The organism is Streptomyces sp. LaPpAH-108 (assembly GCF_000373625.1).
Taxonomy (GTDB): Bacteria; Actinomycetota; Actinomycetes; order Streptomycetales; family Streptomycetaceae; genus Streptomyces.
In genome coordinates this window covers 188431-203894 of record NZ_KB891994.1, presented here as the reverse complement: position 1 = coordinate 203894, position 15464 = coordinate 188431, and the positions used below count along the sequence as shown (strand labels likewise).

Sequence of the window (15464 nt, the reverse complement as noted above, 5' to 3'; positions counted from 1 at the left end):
CCGCTCCGGGCGCGGAGGCCCGCCGGTCCGGATGTTCGTACAGTGGACGCAGGGAACGCGGACACGACGAGCGGGGTACCACCATGACCGGAGTCGACCCCAGCCGGCTGGACGATCAGCAGCTCATGAAGGAGCTGGAGACCATCCACCGCACACGCCACGACACGCTCCTGTACGGCTCGAACGACGCGCTGCGCGCCCACAACGAACGCATGGCGCAGCTGGAGGGCGAGTATCTGCGCCGCAACCCGCGCCGCCTGGTCAGCGCGGGGCGCACCCGCGAGGGGGCCCGCGAGCGGGGCTGCGGCGAGGCGGCGGCGCCGGGGACGGCCGGGACCTGACGCGACTTGAGCAGGGGATGCCCGGGACCTCAGGGGACCTGGGGAGAGCCCCGTTTCGGGCTGCCCGCATCACCCGCACGGGTGTTCGCGTCCCGCGAATGGGGTCCGGCCGCGCGCGGTGCGGCGTGCGGCGGGCTGTGATGGCAAGCGAGGGCACGAGAGCCGTGTCCCGCAGACGGGCCGACGACCGGCGCGGTACCGGTTGCCGACAGGCGTCGGCCGTCATCGCCGCCCCGCCGAGGAGCCCGCCCCATGCACCGCACAGCCCGCGCCCTCACGGCCGCCACCGTGCTCGTCATAACCGGCCCGACCGCGGCCTTCGCCTCCGGGTGGGGCGCGGACGCGCCCGCCGCGCGGGCCGCCGCCGCGTGTGACACCCCTGCCGTGCCGCGCGCGGAGATCCCCGAGGACGATTCCGGGGACCTCCCCGACGACGACCTCGGGGACGCCCCCGAGGACAGCGCCGGGGACTGCGAGGGCGCGTCCGACGTGCCCGACGCGCCCGACGGGGCGGACCAGCAGCTCGCGCCCGGAGTGCCGGACCGGGCCCGGGACACGCCGGGCACGGACGCGGGGTCCGGCAGCGGCACCGGCGCGGCCCGCTCCCAGGCGCCCGGTACCGGTGAGGGCCGCTCCCCGGCGCCCGGCAAGGCCGACCCCGGGACGGGGCAGACCCCGGGGCGGGACAGCGGCAGTGGCACGGGGGACCGCCCCGGTACCGGCGAGGGCACGGGCAGCGGCACGGGCGACCGCCCGGACACCGGGAGCGGCAACGGCAACGGCACCGGGAGCGGCACCGGCGACCGCCCCGGCACCGGCAGCGGCAGCGGCCACGACACCGGCGGCACTGACGGCACCGGTGACACCGGCGACCGCCCGCCCACCGTCCAGCACGGCGTGGACGCCGGGACCGGTGGTTCCTTCGACGGCTCCGTCCCGCTGCTGGTCGCGGGCGGCGTGCTGATCGCCGCCGCGTGCGCCGCCGCCCTGCACCGGATCGGCGCGCCGTATCTGTCCCGCAGGCGACGGCGTCCGTCCGACGTCTGACGCCCCGCGCTGTGACCAGGGCAACCCGGACCGGCAGCCATGTCGCGTCGATCGCCGGGTACACACCACACCGAGGGCACTACCGGCACACGGGTCACACGGCACCAGGCGAGTGAGCGGCAACGAGCACACCCAGCGCGGAGGCGACGATGCGACCGACGGAGACCGAGGGCCACGGCCCCGTCCGCTACGGCCCGTCCCTGCCCGGCGACGGTCTGCCGGTGCTGCCCGAACTCGCCGCGCGCCTGGCCGCCGCCGACCGCGCCCCCGCCCAGCCCGTAGGGGGCGCCCCCGGCCTCCTGGAGGCCGCCTGCGGCTACTGGACCCGCCGCGCGCTGCCCACCGTCCCCGACCAGGTGGCCGCCGCCCCCGGCGCCCCCGCGCTGCTGCTCGCGATCACCGCCGCGCTCGCGGCCGACGGCGGCGACGTGCTCGTACCCCGCCCGCACGCCGCCTGGTGGGAGCCGTGTGCCCGGCTGCTCGGCAGACGCGTCTTCCATGTGCCGGTGCCGCCCGAGAGCGGGGGCGTACCGGACTCGTACGCCCTGCTGGAGACCGTCCGCCGGGTACGGGCCGAGGGCGGTGACCCCCGGCTCCTCGTGCTCTCCGTCGCGGACGACCCGACCGGCACCGTCACCCCGCCCGAGCCGCTGTACGAGACGGTCGAGGCGGCGGTCGCCGAGGGGCTGCACCTGGTCAGCGACGAGACCTGGCGCGACACCCTGCACGCCCCGCACGAGACCGTGCTGCTCAGCCCCGCCGAGATGCTGCCCGACCGGGTGACCGTCGTCAGCGACCTGGCCGGTGCCCTGCTCCCGTCCGGCTGGCCCGCCGCCGTCGCCCGCTTCCCCGCCGGACCCGCGGGGGAGGGGCTGCACGCGCGGGTGCTGGACGCGCTCACCGCGCTCGGCGCCCATGTCGCCGCGCCCGTGGCGGAGGCCGCGCGCTACGCGCTCGACGAGCCCGAGCCCGTCACCGCCCGCCGCGAGGCCGCCGTACGGCTGCACGCGCGGCTGGCCGCCGCCGTACGGCACGTGGTCGTGGCGGGCGGCGCGCTCGCCCGGCCGCCGCAGGCGGGCCGCCAGCTGTACGCCGACCTCGGGCCGCTGCGCGAGGCGCTGGCCGCGCGGGGTGTCGGCGACGCCCAGGAACTGGAGGACTGTCTCACCGCCCGGCTGCCGATGCCCGCCCCGGGCGGCCACCGTTTCGGCGACGACCTCGGCGCGCTGCGGGTACGGCTCGCCACCGGCTCCCTGACCGGCACGACCGACGCGGAACGCATCGAAAGCCTCACCTCACCCACGCCGACGGAACTGCCGCATGTGCAACGCGCGTTGATGTCCTTGGGGTCGGTCTTCGACGATCTCCGTGACGACGCTCAGCGATGGGAGCATCCTCGATGACGCAACAGACGCACGAGCCCGGGTCCACCACCACGACCCCCGAAGCGACCAGCGCGACCGTCGGCACGACCACCGCCCTCCCCGTGAGCGGGGTGCCCAAGTCCCCGCCACCGCCCGCCTTCCCGCCGCTCGCGGAGCCGCGTCCGCTCGGTGAGCGGCGGGTGTGGCCGCGCACCTTCCACGACCGGCTCACCGCGCCGCTGCCCGGCCTGAAGGCCATGGCCCGCTTCGCCCGCGAGGGCGCCATACGCCCCGACCCCGAGGGCCTGGCCGACATCCCCCGACTCCCTTACGAACCCGGCCCGTTGCCCCTCGTGGGCGCCACCACCGTCGCGGCATCCTGGGTGGGGCACGCCAGTTGGGTCGTCCAGGTGGGCGGTCTGACCGTGCTCACCGACCCGGTGTGGTCGCGCCGCATCCTCGGCACACCCGCCCGCGTCACCCCGGTCGGCGTCCCCTGGGAGGCGCTGCCCCCGGTGGACGCGGTGGTCATCAGCCACAACCACTACGACCATCTGGACGCCCCCACGCTGCGCCTGCTCCCGCGCGACACACCGATGTTCGTGCCCGCCGCGCTCGGAGGCTGGTTCCGCAGAAGGCGGTTCACCCGCGTCACCGAGCTGGACTGGTGGGAGGGCGCCGAACTCGACGGTGTCCGCTTCGACTTCGTGCCCGCGCACCACTGGTCCAAGCGCACCCTCACCGACACCTGCCACAGCCTGTGGGGCGGCTGGGTGCTCACCGCGCCCGACGGACAGCGCGTCTACTTCGCCGGGGACACCGGGTACGGCCACTGGTTCGGCCGGATCGGCCGCCGCTACCCCGGTATCGACCTGGCCCTGATGCCGATCGGCGCCTACGACCCGCGCTGGTGGCTCAGCGATGTGCACTGCGACCCCGAGGAGGCCGTCCAGGCCGTCGAAGACCTCGGCGCCCGGCGGATGGCGCCGATGCACTGGGGGACCTTCGTCCTGTCGGCGGAACCGGTCCTGGAACCGCTCACCCGGGTGCGCACCGCCTGGGAGAAGGCCGGGTACGACCGGGACGACCTGTGGGACCTGCCGATCGGGGCCTCACGGGTGCTGGACTGACCCACACCCCGGGGCCGCACCCCCGTACAAGAGCCCCCTCAGCTTCTCCTGACCCGCCCCCGCAACCGCCGTACCACCCCTGGCACCGCGCTGACCAGCACCGTCAGCGCGACCGCCGCCACCACGCCCTCCCAGGGTTCGGGGAACAGCGAGCCCCCCAGGATGCCGATCAGCTGGTACGTCACCGCCCACGCCAGACAGGCCGGCAGATTCCCCCGGGCGAAGCGCCGGAGCGGCCATTTCGCCAGCAGACAGGCGAGCATCACGGGTATCCGGCCCGCCGGGACCAGCCGGGAGAGCACCAGCACCGCGACCCCGTGGTCCGCCAACTTCTCCTGGGCGCCGGTGAGTTTGTCCTCCGGGGCCCGGTCGCGTATCGCCTCGAGCCAGCGCGATCCGCTCTGCGAACGCAGCCCGCGCAGCCCCAGCCAGTACAGCGCCGCGTCCCCGAGGAAGGCCGCGAGCGAGGCCGTCACGAAGACCAACGCGAGGGAATAGGGCGCCGTTTGATGGAAGGCGACCACCGCCGCCGAGCTGACCAGCGCCCCCGTCGGCACCACCGGCACCAGCGCCCCGATGAGCACGAGCAGGAACAACGACGGGTAGCCGAGAGCCTGTTGGGTGGACTCGGGCGGTACGACCTGAGGGACGGCCGCCGCCAGCAGCGTCACGCCCGCCGGGCATCTCACCGGGCGACCTCCAGCCGTACGCTCTCGCCGTGCCCGAGCCGGTGCACCGCGACCCCGGGCGCGGTCTCGGCCGCCAGGCGCGCGAACTCGTCGCCGGGGGCGTGGAATTCGTGCGGGCGGACCGCGTCCATGCCGATCGGCCAGTACGTGCCGTAGTGCACCGGCACCGCGCAGCGCGGCCCGAGTCCGGCCAGCGCCCGCGCCGCCCGTCCCGCGTCCAGATGCCCCTCGCCGAGGAACGGACCCCAGCCGCCCACCGGCAGCAGCGCCACGTCCACCGGGCCGACCTCCTCGGCCATGGAGTCGAACAGACCGGTGTCCCCGGCGAAGTAGGTCCGCCCCTCGCCCTCGATCACGTACCCGAGCGCGGGGGAGCGGTGCGGGCCGAACGGCAGCCGCCGTCCGTCGTGCCGGGCGGAGACCACGCGTACCCGCAGGGGGCCGACCCGGACCTCGTCCCCGGGTTCGACCTCGGCGATGTCCAGGTGGCGCAGCCGTCGCAGCCCCGGCACCGCGCGCGGGGCGCCCCGGGGCACCAGCAGCCGCGTACCGGGTTCCAGCTCGGCCAGCGACGGCAGGTGCAGATGATCGGAGTGCAGATGGGAGACCAGCGCCAGATCCGCGCGCCGGGCGCGCGCCGGGGGCAACGCGCCCCTGCGGCGGCGCAGATGCGCGAGACGCGCGGCGAACAGGGGATCGGTGAGCACGCGGGTGTCCGAATCCTGGATCGCACAGGTCGCATGCCCCCACCAGGTGACCTCCACCGGCACTCCCGCACCTCCTTCGCGCGACTCCCCTGAAGCCTACGGGCAGCGGTAGGGTCTGCGGCGAACCCGGAGGTGAGGGGACGCCATGAGACCGTTACGGGGTGCCGCCGACGGGATCGCGCCGGTGCGGGTCACCGCCATCGCCAGCCTGACTCCGCTGGAGGAGCTGGAGGAGGACCCGTTCCTGGTCGACTCCCGCAGCCAGCACGCCATGTGCGCCCGCTGGGCGGCCGAGCAGGGCTACGTGGTCACACGGGAACTCCTCGTCGGCGGCCTGCGCTTCGACCACGGCGCGCTGTGGGACGGCGTGCGCTCCGGCGTGGACGTCTTCGTCGCCCCCAGCAGACGCGTCCTGGAACGCGCCCTGTCCTCCGTGGAGGAGTTCACCGCCGAGTGCGCCCGGCGCGGGGTGCGCGTGGAGACCGTGGGGCGCGCGGAACCGGCGTACGACGCGGCGATGAAGGCGCGGGTGCACCGCAGGCTCTCGATGCCGACGGCCGGGTACGACGGCCTCTGACGCCACGGTCCCCGCCGCTGACCGCACGGACCCGCTTCTGCTTGTACGGCCCCCGCCTCTGCCCGTACGGCCCCCGCCTCTGCTTTCGTCCCGGACCGCCCAGGACGACCGCCCGGGGCTTCGCGCGCCGGTGTGGCAAGGTGGAACGGGGCCCGGCGCGGTGCGGGCCGGAGGAGAGGTGCACGGGGCGTGCGGGGCGTACGGTGGCGGCGGACCGCCGGTCAGATCGGGCGGAGCGTCACGGTGTGGGCGGTCTCCACGCTCACCATGCTCGCGCTCGCCGCGCTGCTGCCCGACTTCCGGCTCCAGTCCGCCGACGGCGACAGCGCGACCCGGATCGCGATCACCGCGGCCTGCGGCGCGGGCGCCTTCGGTCTGCTCTCCGCCCTCGTCTGGCCCCTCCTGGTACGGCTGCTGCTGCTCGTGCCCGCCCTCTTCCTCGGCCTCCTCGTCTTCGCGCTCAACGGCTCCCTGCTGCTGCTCGCCCTGCGGCTGAGCCCCACCGGGCAGGGCGAGGCCGCGCCCGAGACCGCCGTCATCGTGGCCGCCGTGATGTCCGCCGTCGCCTCCGCGACCGGCGGCGCCCTCGCCGTGCGCGACGACGACGCCTACCGGCGCAGACTGCTGCGCCTGGCCGACCGCCGCCGCCGGGGCACCCCGCCCTGCCCGGCCGGTCCCGGCCTGGTCTGCGTCCAGCTCGACGGCGTGGGCCACGACGTGCTCACCGCCGCCGTCCGTGCCGGGCGGCTGCCGACCCTCGCCCGCCTGCTGACCGGAGGCGACTTCGGTGAGCCGACGCACCGGCTCACCCCGTGGCGCACCGACTGGTCCAGCCAGACCGGCGCCAGCCAGCTCGGCATCCTGCACGGCAGCACCTTCGACGTGCCCGCCTTCCGCTGGTACGAGAAGGAGCGCGGCGAGGTCATGGTCTGCAACCGGCCCACCTCCGCCGCCGAACTCCAGCGCCGCGCCATGATCCGCACCGGCGAACGCGGGCTGCTCGCCATGGACGGCGCCAGCCGGGGCAACCTGTTCAGCGGCGGGGCCGGGGAACAGGCGCTCGTACTGTCCATCGCCACCCGCCGCCGGGGCCGGGAGAACCGTTCCCGCGCCGGATACTTCGCCTACTTCAGCGACCCCGCCAACGCCGTGCGCACGGCCCTCTCCTTCGCCGCCGAGATCGGCCGCGAGATCGGCCAGTCCGTGCGCGCCCGGCTGCGCCAGGAGCGGCCCCGGGTGGGCCGGGGCGGCCTCTACCCCTTCATCCGCGCCTTCGCCACCGTCGTGGAACGCGACGTGGTGGTCGCCGCCGTCATGGGCGACCTGCTCGCCGGGCGCAGCGTCGTCTACGCCGACCTCGTGGCCTACGACGAGGTCGCCCACCACTCCGGACCGCACAGCCGGGACGTGGAACAGGTGCTGCGCCGCCTCGACCGCTCCGTCGCGCTCATCGAGAAGGCCGCCGAACACGCGCCCCGCCCCTACCACTTGGTGATCCTCTCCGACCACGGCCAGAGCCCCGGCGAGACCTTCCGCTCCCGTTACGGCCTCACCCTCGCCAACCTCGTCCGCGCGGGCTGCGGGCTGCCCGTACCGCGCCGCGCCGAGCGCACCCACAGCGGCGCCGAGGCCCGCGCCGCCGTCCGCGCCGCCCTCGGCAGGCCCGACGAGCCCGACGAGGCGCCCCCGCGCCCCGCGCGCCGTCTCGAACCGGTCGTGCTCGCATCCGGCAACCTCGGCCTGATCTCCTTCCCGGACATGCCGCACCGGCTGACCAAGGAGGAGATCGACCTCCGCCACCCCGCCCTGCTCGCGACCCTCGCCAACCACCCCGGCGTCGGCTTCCTGCTGGTGCGCAGCGAGAAGCACGGCGGTGTGGTGCTCGGCCCCGCGGGCACCGAGATCCCGCTCGCCGACCTCGACGAACGGCCGGGCCCGCTCGCCCCCTTCGGCCCCGGCGCGGTGGAAGCCGTGCGCCGCACGCACGCGTTCCCGCACACCGCCGACGTCATGGTCAACTCCTGTTACGACCCCGAGACCGGCGAAGTCCTCGCCTTCGAGGAGCAGATCGGCTCCCACGGCGGCCTCGGCGGCGCCCAGTCCCGCCCCTTCCTGCTCTCCCCGCTGGCGCTGTCCGCACCCGCGGAGGACGGCGGTGAGCCTTTCGGGGCCGAGGACGTGCACACCGTACTGCGGCGCTGGCTGCGGGAGTTGAGCGGCCCGGAGGTGCCGCTGGACACCGACGGCGACCGGCGCGCCGCCTGAGCGCGGACGGGTCCTCACACCGCCGCGCCGCCGAATGTGATCGGATGGGTGACACAGAGCCCGGAAACGGGATCACATGCGAAAGGAACCACCGTGGCCACCACGCGCACCGCACACACCGTCTGGGAGGGCGAACTCCTGACGGGCAACGGCACCGTCACCTTCGACTCCTCCGGCATCGGCTCCCAGCCGGTCTCGTGGCCGTCGCGCGCCGAGCAGGCGAACGGCCGCACCAGCCCCGAGGAGCTGATCGCGGCGGCCCACTCCAGCTGCTTCTCCATGGCGCTCTCGCACGGCCTGACCGGCGCGGGCACCCCGCCCACCAGCCTCACGACCAAGGCCGACGTCACCTTCCAGCCCGGCGAGGGCATCACCGGCATCCACCTCACCGTCCGCGGCGAGGTCCCCGGCCTGGACGAGTCGGCCTTCGTCTCGGCCGCCGAGGACGCCAAGAAGAACTGCCCGGTCAGCCAGGCCCTGACCGGCGTCCCGATCACACTGACGGCCGAACTGGCCTGATCCGGACGGGCGGTGCCCCTGGGACGACCGGGGGCACCACGCCCCCCGGCAGCACAGGGAGCGGCGTCAGGCCGACAGCGTCGGGTAGTCCGTGTAGCCGGTCGCGTCACCGCCGTAGAAGGTGGCCGGGTCGGCCGTGTTGAAGGGGCCGCCTGCGGCGAGGCGGGCGGGCAGGTCGGGGTTGGCGAGGAAGAGCTGCCCGAAAGCGAGCATGTCGGTGGTGCCGTTCTCGATCAGGACGAGGTCTTCGGGTCCGGTCGGGCGCTCGCCGGTGTTCGGGTTGAGGATGAAGGTGCCGGGGAACAGCCCGCGCAGGGCCAGTGTCACGTCCCGGTCGCCCGCCTCCAGCACGTGCAGGTAGGCGAGGCCGAGCGGGGCGAGTTGCCGCACCAGCGCGTCGTAGGTGGGACGCGGGTCCGGCTCGTGGATGTCGTTGAGCGTCGAGCCGGGGGACAGCCGCAGACCGAGTCGGTCGGCGCCGATGGCGTCCGCGACCGCCGTGGTGAGCTCCACCGCGAAGCGGATGCGGCCCTCGACCGAGCCGCCCCAGGCGTCGGTGCGCCGGTTGCTGTCGGGTGCGAGGAACTGCTGGATCAAGTAGCCGTTGGCGCCGTGCAGTTCGACACCGTCGAAGCCTGCCTCGATCGCGTTGCGGGACGCCGTCACGTGGTCGGCGATGGTCTGCTCGATGTCCGCCTCGGTCAGCTCGCGCGGGACGACGAAGTCCTTCGGGCCCTCGGGCGTGAAGCCCTGCCCCTCGGCGGCGACGGCCGAGGGGCCCACCGGTACGAGACCGTCGGGCAGCAGGACCGGGTGGCCGATGCGTCCGGTGTGCATGATCTGGGCGAAGATCTTGCCGCCCTGCGCGTGCACGGCGTCGGTGACCTTGCGCCAGGCGGCCACCTGCTCGGCGCTGTGCAGGCCCGGGGTGAAGGGGTAGCCCTGGCCGACGACTGAAGGCTGGATGCCCTCGGTGATGATCAGCCCGGCGGAGGCGCGCTGTGCGTAGTACTCCACCGTCAGCTCCGACGGCAGACCGCCGTAGGCGCGGCTGCGGGTCATGGGTGCCATCGCGATCCGGTTGGCGAGCCTGGTCTTCCCGATGGTGACGCTGTCGAAAGCAGTAGGCATGACAGTCCCCTCGACTGTTATTTGGTCGGCCAATGATTCGGCCCGGGCTCACCGTAGCGCAATTACTTGGCCAGCCAACATAATGGAGTCAGAACCGCAGCGGCCAAGGAGGCTGACCTCGTGACCCACACCCCGACCGACGCGACCCGTGACGACTTCCGTACAGGTCAAGACGCTGGTGGCAACGGGCAGATCAGCCACGCCATCTCCCGTGTCGCCCGGGCCCACCGGGGCACGGCCGGGCAACTGCTGCGTCGCATGGGCCTGTACGCCGGACAGGAGCTGCTCATGATGCGGCTGTGGGAGACCGGCCCGCAACGGCAGTCCGAGCTGATCAAGATGCTCGACCTCGACGCGTCGACGGTGACGCGGATGGTGCAGCGGCTCGAACAGAAGGGGTTCGTCACCCGGTGCTCCGACCCGGCAGACCGCCGTGCCGTGCTGGTGGCGGCGACGGAAGCCGGGGAAGCGCTGCGCCCCGAGGTGGCGACGATGTGGCAGGAACTGGAGGACCGCACGCTGGCCGGTGTCGGCGAAGAGGACCGCGCTCATCTGGCCAGGATTCTGGCGGCGGTCGAGCGGAATCTCACCGAGTGAGCCTCCAGACCTCCTGGCGGTGAAGACCCGGCTCCGCGTGAAGGGTGCTACAAGCTCTCGCGGAACTCCCGCAGCAGTTTCTGGGTGCGTTGGGCGGATGCCGCGCGGGCCGTCATGTGGTCCAGGACCTCCAGGTGGGTGGCGACCTCCTCGCGGGAGTCGAGGTACAGCGCGCCGGTGAGGTATTCGGTGAAGACCATGTCGGGCAACTCCCGCTGGGGGAAGCGGAAGAGGGTGAACGGGGCGTACGTGCCGGGGTGCGGGCCCGTGGCGAACTCGGCGAGCTGGAGGGTGATGCGGTCGCGCTCGGCGTATTCGAGGAGCTTGTCGAGCTGGTCGCGCATGACCTCGGAGCGGGTGCTCACGGGGCGGCGCAGGACCGTCTCGTCCATGACGATCCACAGGTGCGGCGGGTCGTCCCGCTCCAGCAGGTGCTGCCGCTCCATGCGGAGGGTGACGTGTCGCTCGACCGAGTCCGGCGCGTGCTGGCCGATGGTCCCGGCCTCCAGTACGGCGCGCGCGTACGCCTCGGTCTGCAACAGGCCCGGGACGAAGTGGGGTTCGTAGGAGCGGATCAGCCGCGCGGCGCCCTCCAGGCTGACGTAGAGGCTGAACCACTCCGGCAGCACGTCGTGGAACCGCTGCCACCAGTCAGGGCGGTTGGCCTCCTCGGCCAGCTGGACGAACGCGGCCGCCTCGGCGCCGGTCACGCCGTACGTGGACAACAGTGCCTGTACGTACGGGATCTTCAGGGCGACCTCGGCCGTCTCCATGCGCCGTACGGTCGCGGCGTTCACATGGAGCACCCGCGCGGCCGCGTCCCGGCCGAGACCGGCCGCCTCGCGCAGCTCCTGCAACCGCTTGCCCAGGACCACTTGGCCCACGGTGGGCGCGGCCCGCCGCTCACTCACGCCCGCCCCTCCCCTGCGTGCCGACGTCGTGCCACCAGTCTGTCATGAGCGGGGCCTCCGCACACGTGCCCGAAGGTAAGAAAGATCGGGAACGTATACCTGATGATCTGTCAACTCCTTTACAAATAACGGGACATGGCGATCACGCCGACCTCACACTGGCCCCGTGCTCGACTACGAGAAGGAAGCCGACACCTACGACGCCTCCCGTGGCGGCGAGGCCCGCGCCGAGGCCGCCACCGAAGCCGTCCTCGCCCTGATCCCCGCCCGCACCGGCCGCCTCCTGGACCTCGGCTGCGGCACCGGCACGGTCACCCGGCGCCTGGTCGCCGCCCGCCCCGGGCTGCGCGTGACCGGCGTGGACCGCGCCCGCGCGATGGTCCGCCGCTCCGCCGCCCTCGTCCCCGGCGCGATCCTGCGCGCCGACTGCCGTCAACTCCCCTTCCCCGACGCCACCTTCGACGCCGTCACCAGCATCTGGCTGCTCCACCTGCTGACCGCCCCGGCCGACCGGCGCGCGGCCCTCGCCGAGATCGCCCGCGTCCTGCGCCCCGGCGGGACCTACGTCACCACCGTCGGCAAGGCCCGCTCCCACGACGTGGGCAGCGACATCGACGCCGTCCTCGCGCCCCGCACCCGCCCACCGGCCGCCGACGCCCCCGACACCGTCACCGCTCACGCCACCGAATCCGGCCTGATCCCGTCGGGCGAAGGCCACTTCGTGGGCGTAGGCCAGGGCCGCAGCCCCCGTACCACCATCACCGACCTCGGCCGCGGCTGGTTCAGCACGCTCCCCCCGGGCGCCCCGCAGGCGACCCGTTTCGCGGAGCTTCTGTCCCGCCTCCCGGACCAGGACCGACGCCGGGCGGACCCGGTGTTCAGACTGCGGGCCTATCGGAAGCCGGGGTGAGCCGGGTGCCGTCGCCCGGAGTCGGCACGTCCGGCCCGTCTGGCCCGTCCGCTTCGGGCGACAGGATCGCCGCGATCACATCGTCGGGTGCTCCGTGGGTTCCGCCGCCCCGTCCACCACTCGTACGGCATCCGCACTTGCCGTAACGGCAACAGAACTGGCCCCTGCTCGTCCCGCAGCCGCACGCTGGGCCCATCGGCAGAGAAGAGAGGCGGGCCACCATGGCACACGATCACCACCAGCACCACGGGCACCACGAGGCGCACGGGCACACCCACACCGACCTCGACTGGGCCGAGCAGGGCCCCATGCTGGAGGCGCAGGCGGAGCTGTACACCCCCGCGTACGAGCAGGCCCTCGCCTGGCTCGCGGAGGAGGTGCCCGCGCCGAAGCTGATCGTGGACGCGGGCAGCGGACCCGGTGTCGTGGCGTGCCTGTTCGCGCAGGCGTTCCCACAGGCGCACGTGGTGGCGGTCGACGGCGCGGGCCCGCTGCTCGAACGGGCGCGGGAGCGTGCCGAACAGCAGGGGCTGGGCGACCGTTTCAGCATCCTGACCGGTGAACTCCCGGACGTGCTGGGGAAGTTGGACCGTCCCGTGGATCTCCTCTGGGCCAGCCGCAGCCTGCATCACCTCGGCGACCAGCAGGCCGCGCTCACCGCCTTCGGTGAACACCTCGCCCCCGGCGGCACGTTGGCCCTCCTGGAAGGCGGACTCCCCGCCCGCTTCCTGCCCCGCTACATCGGCATCGGCCGCCCCGGACTCCAGTCCCGCCTGACCGCGCTGGAGGAGGAGTGGTTCGCCCGGATGCGCGCCGGACTCCCCGGCGCCGTCCCCGAGACCGAGGACTGGCCCGCCCTGCTGACCGCCGCCGGACTGCGCCCCACCCGCACCCGCAGCTTCCTCCTCGACCTCCCCGCCCCGGCCACCGACCAGGCCCGCGCCCACGTCGCCACCACCCTCACCCGCCTGCGCGACGCCGCCCCCGACGACCTCACCCCCGAAGACCGCACCACCCTCGACCGCCTCCTGGACCCCACCGACCCGGCAAGCGTCCACCACCGCCCGGACGTCTTCCTCCTGGACGCCTACACGATCCACACGGCGGTACGCCCCGCGTAACCGGAGCCCTGGGCCCTGACGGAGAAGTCCCCGGCCCTGACGGAGGCGCGCCCTCGGTCAGAGCCGGACTCCGTCAGGGCCCACGCACTCTGCCAGGGCCCACGCACTCCGTCAGGATTCACGCCGCAGGTCAGGAAACGCCTCGGCCGTAGCCCACCCCCGCAACGTCGCCCCCACCGCCGCCCCGAACGCCGCGTCGGCCGCCACCACGTCCAGCGCCCCGGCCAGTTCGAGCGTCACGACCCCGTGCAGCGCCACCCAGAACGAGAGCGCGATCGCCGTGGCGTCGCCGTCGAGGACCCCCCGCGCCACCGCCCGCTCGATCGCCGCGACGAGCGGCCCCACCGGGTCGGCCGCCCCGGCCTCCCCCGACGGCTCGAAGGACTGCACCCCGCCGAACAGCACCGTGTACAGATGCCGGTGGCCGTGCCCCCAGCGCCGGTACGCGACGGCGAGCGCGTGCAGGTCGGTGAGGGGGTCTTCGGTGGCCGGCACCGCCGACAGGTCGGCGAAGAGTCCGGCCACGGCACGGCCGCGCACCGCCGCGATCAGCCCGTCCTTGCCGCCGAACAGGGAATACACCGCCGCCGTCGAGGTCTCGGCGTCCGCCGCCACGACGCGCACCGTGACCGACTCCCGGGGGCGTGTGGCCAGCATCTCCGTCGCGGACGCCACCAGTCGCTCCGCGACACCCTCGTCGTTCGTTCTCGGCCTGCCCATGACGAGCAGCCTAGCCCCTCTGGTAACGTCGTTTTGAAACAGCGTTCGGAAACTCTGGGGGATCCGTCATGCCCGCGTTCGCCTTACGTCTCGTCCGCTCAACCGCACGCCTGGCCAAGGTGGTTGGCGCTGTCCTCGCACTGGTCGTCGCCTTTCTCCTGCTGATCGTCCTCACCGACGGGGCGGGGTCCGGGCTCGCCGCCTGGTGCGTCACCACCGGGCTCGCCGTAGCCGTCGCACTCCGGTGGGGCAGGCACCGTACCCGCGCGCGCCGCCTCGCACTGTTCGGGCCCGTACTCCTCGCGGCCGCGCTCACCGGGTCGGTCTGCGTGCCCACCGCGCCCACCGCCCGCCGGTATCCGCCCGCACTGCCCTCCGCCGCGATGCGGCACTGGGACCTGTCCACCGGCAGCCGCGTCGCGGTGTACCACTATCCGCCGACGGGCTCCGCACCTCGCTCGGCCGTCCCACTCGTCTACCTCAACGGCGGCCCCGTACGCGGCATTTCACTGCTCGACCACCGCTTCCTGCGGCTGCTGGCGAGCCAGGGGCACGATGTGTACGCCTACGAACCGGCGGGTGCGGGCCGCAGCGCGCTGCTCCCCATGGACCAGTACTCGATATCCCGGTCGGTCCGTGACCTCGCCGCAGTCCTCGACCACTTGGGCGCCGCGAAACCCCGCAGCACCGCCAAGGCCGACATCCTCGGCTTCTCCTCCGGCGCCGTCGTCCTCACCCGCGCCCTCGCCACCCCCATGGTCGCCGCCCACATACATCGCGCGATCATCGCGGAGCCCGGCCCCATGGACGGCCCCACCGCACGCATCGACGGACAGCGAGGCCGCCCCTCCGCGCGCGGGCTCGCCCCCGCGATGACGGGCCCCCGCTCGACCCACGTCCCCCGGTACGCGGTGGCGTTCGGCCTCATGCGCCTCGGGCTCCTCACCCCCGGCACCGGGCTGATCGGACAGGCCGAGGGGGACAACGCGTTCACCACCGCCGACCTCGGCAGCGACACCGCGTCCGCCTACTGCGCCCGCGACGCGCACCGCATCCCCGCCGAGGACAGCGCGCGGAACTTCTCCTTCAGCCCCGCCGCCAGCCTTCGCGTGCAGCGGACGGTGAAGGACTCACCGTCCCTCGCCCCACGCCTGAAGCACTCCCGCGTCCCGGCCATGCTGATGATCGCCGAATGCTCCTCCCAGGTACGCCGGTGGGCCACCGCCGTCCTGGCCGCCGACCCCGGCATCCGGCGCACGCAGTACCTGCCCGGCGTCGGCCACCACCTGTGGAACGGGCTGGACGACAACAACCGCCGCGCGGCAGCCGTGATCACCGCGTTCCTCCGGGACGCACCCGCGCCCCTGCCGGACTACCCGACGCGCGAGGACATTCCCGCCTTCCTCCGCGCCCGTAAGTGACCGGCCGGGCGCCC

At 74.0% G+C, this 15464-nt stretch carries 16 protein-coding genes; 11 read left to right on the top strand and 5 right to left on the bottom strand.

What is annotated here, in order from left to right; translation table 11 throughout:
* Nucleotides 1–83 precede the first annotated feature (83 nt).
* The 4 genes from B079_RS0116625 (at nt 84) to B079_RS0116610 (ending at nt 3882) form a co-directional block, all read left to right on the top strand.
* Nucleotides 84–341 (top strand): DUF6158 family protein, encoded by a 258-nt coding sequence (locus B079_RS0116625; RefSeq protein WP_018546965.1) that lies wholly within the window; start codon nt 84–86, stop codon nt 339–341.
* 252 nt (nt 342–593) lie between these two features.
* A complete protein-coding gene (locus B079_RS33300; protein WP_018546964.1) occupies nt 594–1388 on the top strand; it encodes a hypothetical protein in 795 nt (264 codons plus the stop codon).
* Between the two features lie 149 nt (nt 1389–1537).
* Nucleotides 1538–2791: an aminotransferase class I/II-fold pyridoxal phosphate-dependent enzyme gene (locus B079_RS0116615; protein ID WP_018546963.1), complete on the top strand. Its 1254-nt coding sequence runs from the start codon at nt 1538–1540 to the stop codon at nt 2789–2791.
* Nucleotides 2788–3882 carry an MBL fold metallo-hydrolase gene (locus B079_RS0116610; RefSeq protein WP_018546962.1) on the top strand — a complete coding sequence of 365 codons (1095 nt, stop codon included), beginning with the start codon at nt 2788–2790 and terminating at the stop codon, nt 3880–3882. The genes B079_RS0116615 and B079_RS0116610 overlap by 4 nt, the downstream gene beginning before the upstream one ends.
* Nucleotides 3883–3920: 38 nt before the next feature.
* Here B079_RS0116610 and B079_RS0116605 read toward each other — a convergent pair whose 3' ends face one another.
* Together B079_RS0116605 and B079_RS0116600 are read right to left on the bottom strand one after the other, a co-directional pair.
* Nucleotides 3921–4553 (bottom strand): DedA family protein, encoded by a 633-nt coding sequence (locus B079_RS0116605; RefSeq protein ID WP_018546961.1) that lies wholly within the window; start codon nt 4551–4553, stop codon nt 3921–3923.
* Nucleotides 4554–4567: 14 nt separating this feature from the next.
* Entirely contained in the window at nt 4568–5341 is a 774-nt protein-coding gene (locus B079_RS0116600) for an MBL fold metallo-hydrolase (RefSeq protein ID WP_018546960.1), read from the bottom strand.
* Between the two features lie 82 nt (nt 5342–5423).
* On the opposite strand from B079_RS0116600, the gene B079_RS0116595 reads away from it, so the two are divergent.
* The 3 genes from B079_RS0116595 to B079_RS0116585 all read left to right on the top strand — a co-directional run bounded on the left by B079_RS0116595 (nt 5424) and on the right by B079_RS0116585 (nt 8639).
* Entirely contained in the window at nt 5424–5855 is a 432-nt protein-coding gene (locus B079_RS0116595; protein WP_037801635.1) for a hypothetical protein, read from the top strand.
* 189 nt (nt 5856–6044) lie between these two features.
* Complete coding sequence (locus tag B079_RS0116590) at nt 6045–8120, top strand: alkaline phosphatase family protein (protein WP_018546958.1); 2076 nt, start codon at nt 6045–6047, stop codon at nt 8118–8120.
* Between the two features lie 93 nt (nt 8121–8213).
* Nucleotides 8214–8639 carry an OsmC family protein gene (locus tag B079_RS0116585; protein WP_018546957.1) on the top strand — a complete coding sequence of 142 codons (426 nt, stop codon included), beginning with the start codon at nt 8214–8216 and terminating at the stop codon, nt 8637–8639.
* Nucleotides 8640–8705: 66 nt separating this feature from the next.
* Here B079_RS0116585 and B079_RS0116580 read toward each other — a convergent pair whose 3' ends face one another.
* Nucleotides 8706–9770, bottom strand: coding sequence for an alkene reductase (locus tag B079_RS0116580; protein WP_026248764.1), 1065 nt, complete (start codon nt 9768–9770; stop codon nt 8706–8708).
* Between the two features lie 120 nt (nt 9771–9890).
* Between B079_RS0116580 and B079_RS0116575 the strand changes: the two genes are divergently transcribed.
* Entirely contained in the window at nt 9891–10367 is a 477-nt protein-coding gene (locus tag B079_RS0116575) for a MarR family winged helix-turn-helix transcriptional regulator (RefSeq protein ID WP_018546955.1), read from the top strand.
* Nucleotides 10368–10414: 47 nt separating this feature from the next.
* Here the strand turns inward: B079_RS0116575 and B079_RS0116570 are convergent, their stop codons facing one another.
* Nucleotides 10415–11278, bottom strand: a complete 864-nt coding sequence (locus B079_RS0116570; RefSeq protein ID WP_026248763.1) for a helix-turn-helix domain-containing protein — start codon at nt 11276–11278, stop codon at nt 10415–10417.
* 166 nt (nt 11279–11444) lie between these two features.
* Here B079_RS0116570 and B079_RS0116565 point away from each other — a divergent pair, with 166 nt between their 5' ends.
* On the top strand, nt 11445–12188 hold the full coding sequence (locus tag B079_RS0116565) for a class I SAM-dependent methyltransferase (RefSeq protein WP_018546953.1): 744 nt from the start codon (nt 11445–11447) through the stop codon (nt 12186–12188).
* Nucleotides 12189–12409: 221 nt separating this feature from the next.
* Complete coding sequence (locus B079_RS0116560; RefSeq protein WP_018546952.1) at nt 12410–13309, top strand: class I SAM-dependent methyltransferase; 900 nt, start codon at nt 12410–12412, stop codon at nt 13307–13309.
* 111 nt (nt 13310–13420) lie between these two features.
* On the opposite strand, the gene B079_RS0116555 is transcribed toward B079_RS0116560, so the two are convergent.
* Nucleotides 13421–14029: a TetR/AcrR family transcriptional regulator gene (locus tag B079_RS0116555; protein ID WP_037801634.1), complete on the bottom strand. Its 609-nt coding sequence runs from the start codon at nt 14027–14029 to the stop codon at nt 13421–13423.
* A gap of 68 nt (nt 14030–14097) precedes the next feature.
* Here B079_RS0116555 and B079_RS0116550 point away from each other — a divergent pair, with 68 nt between their 5' ends.
* On the top strand, nt 14098–15450 hold the full coding sequence (locus tag B079_RS0116550; protein ID WP_018546950.1) for an alpha/beta hydrolase: 1353 nt from the start codon (nt 14098–14100) through the stop codon (nt 15448–15450).
* Nucleotides 15451–15464: the final 14 nt, after the last annotated feature.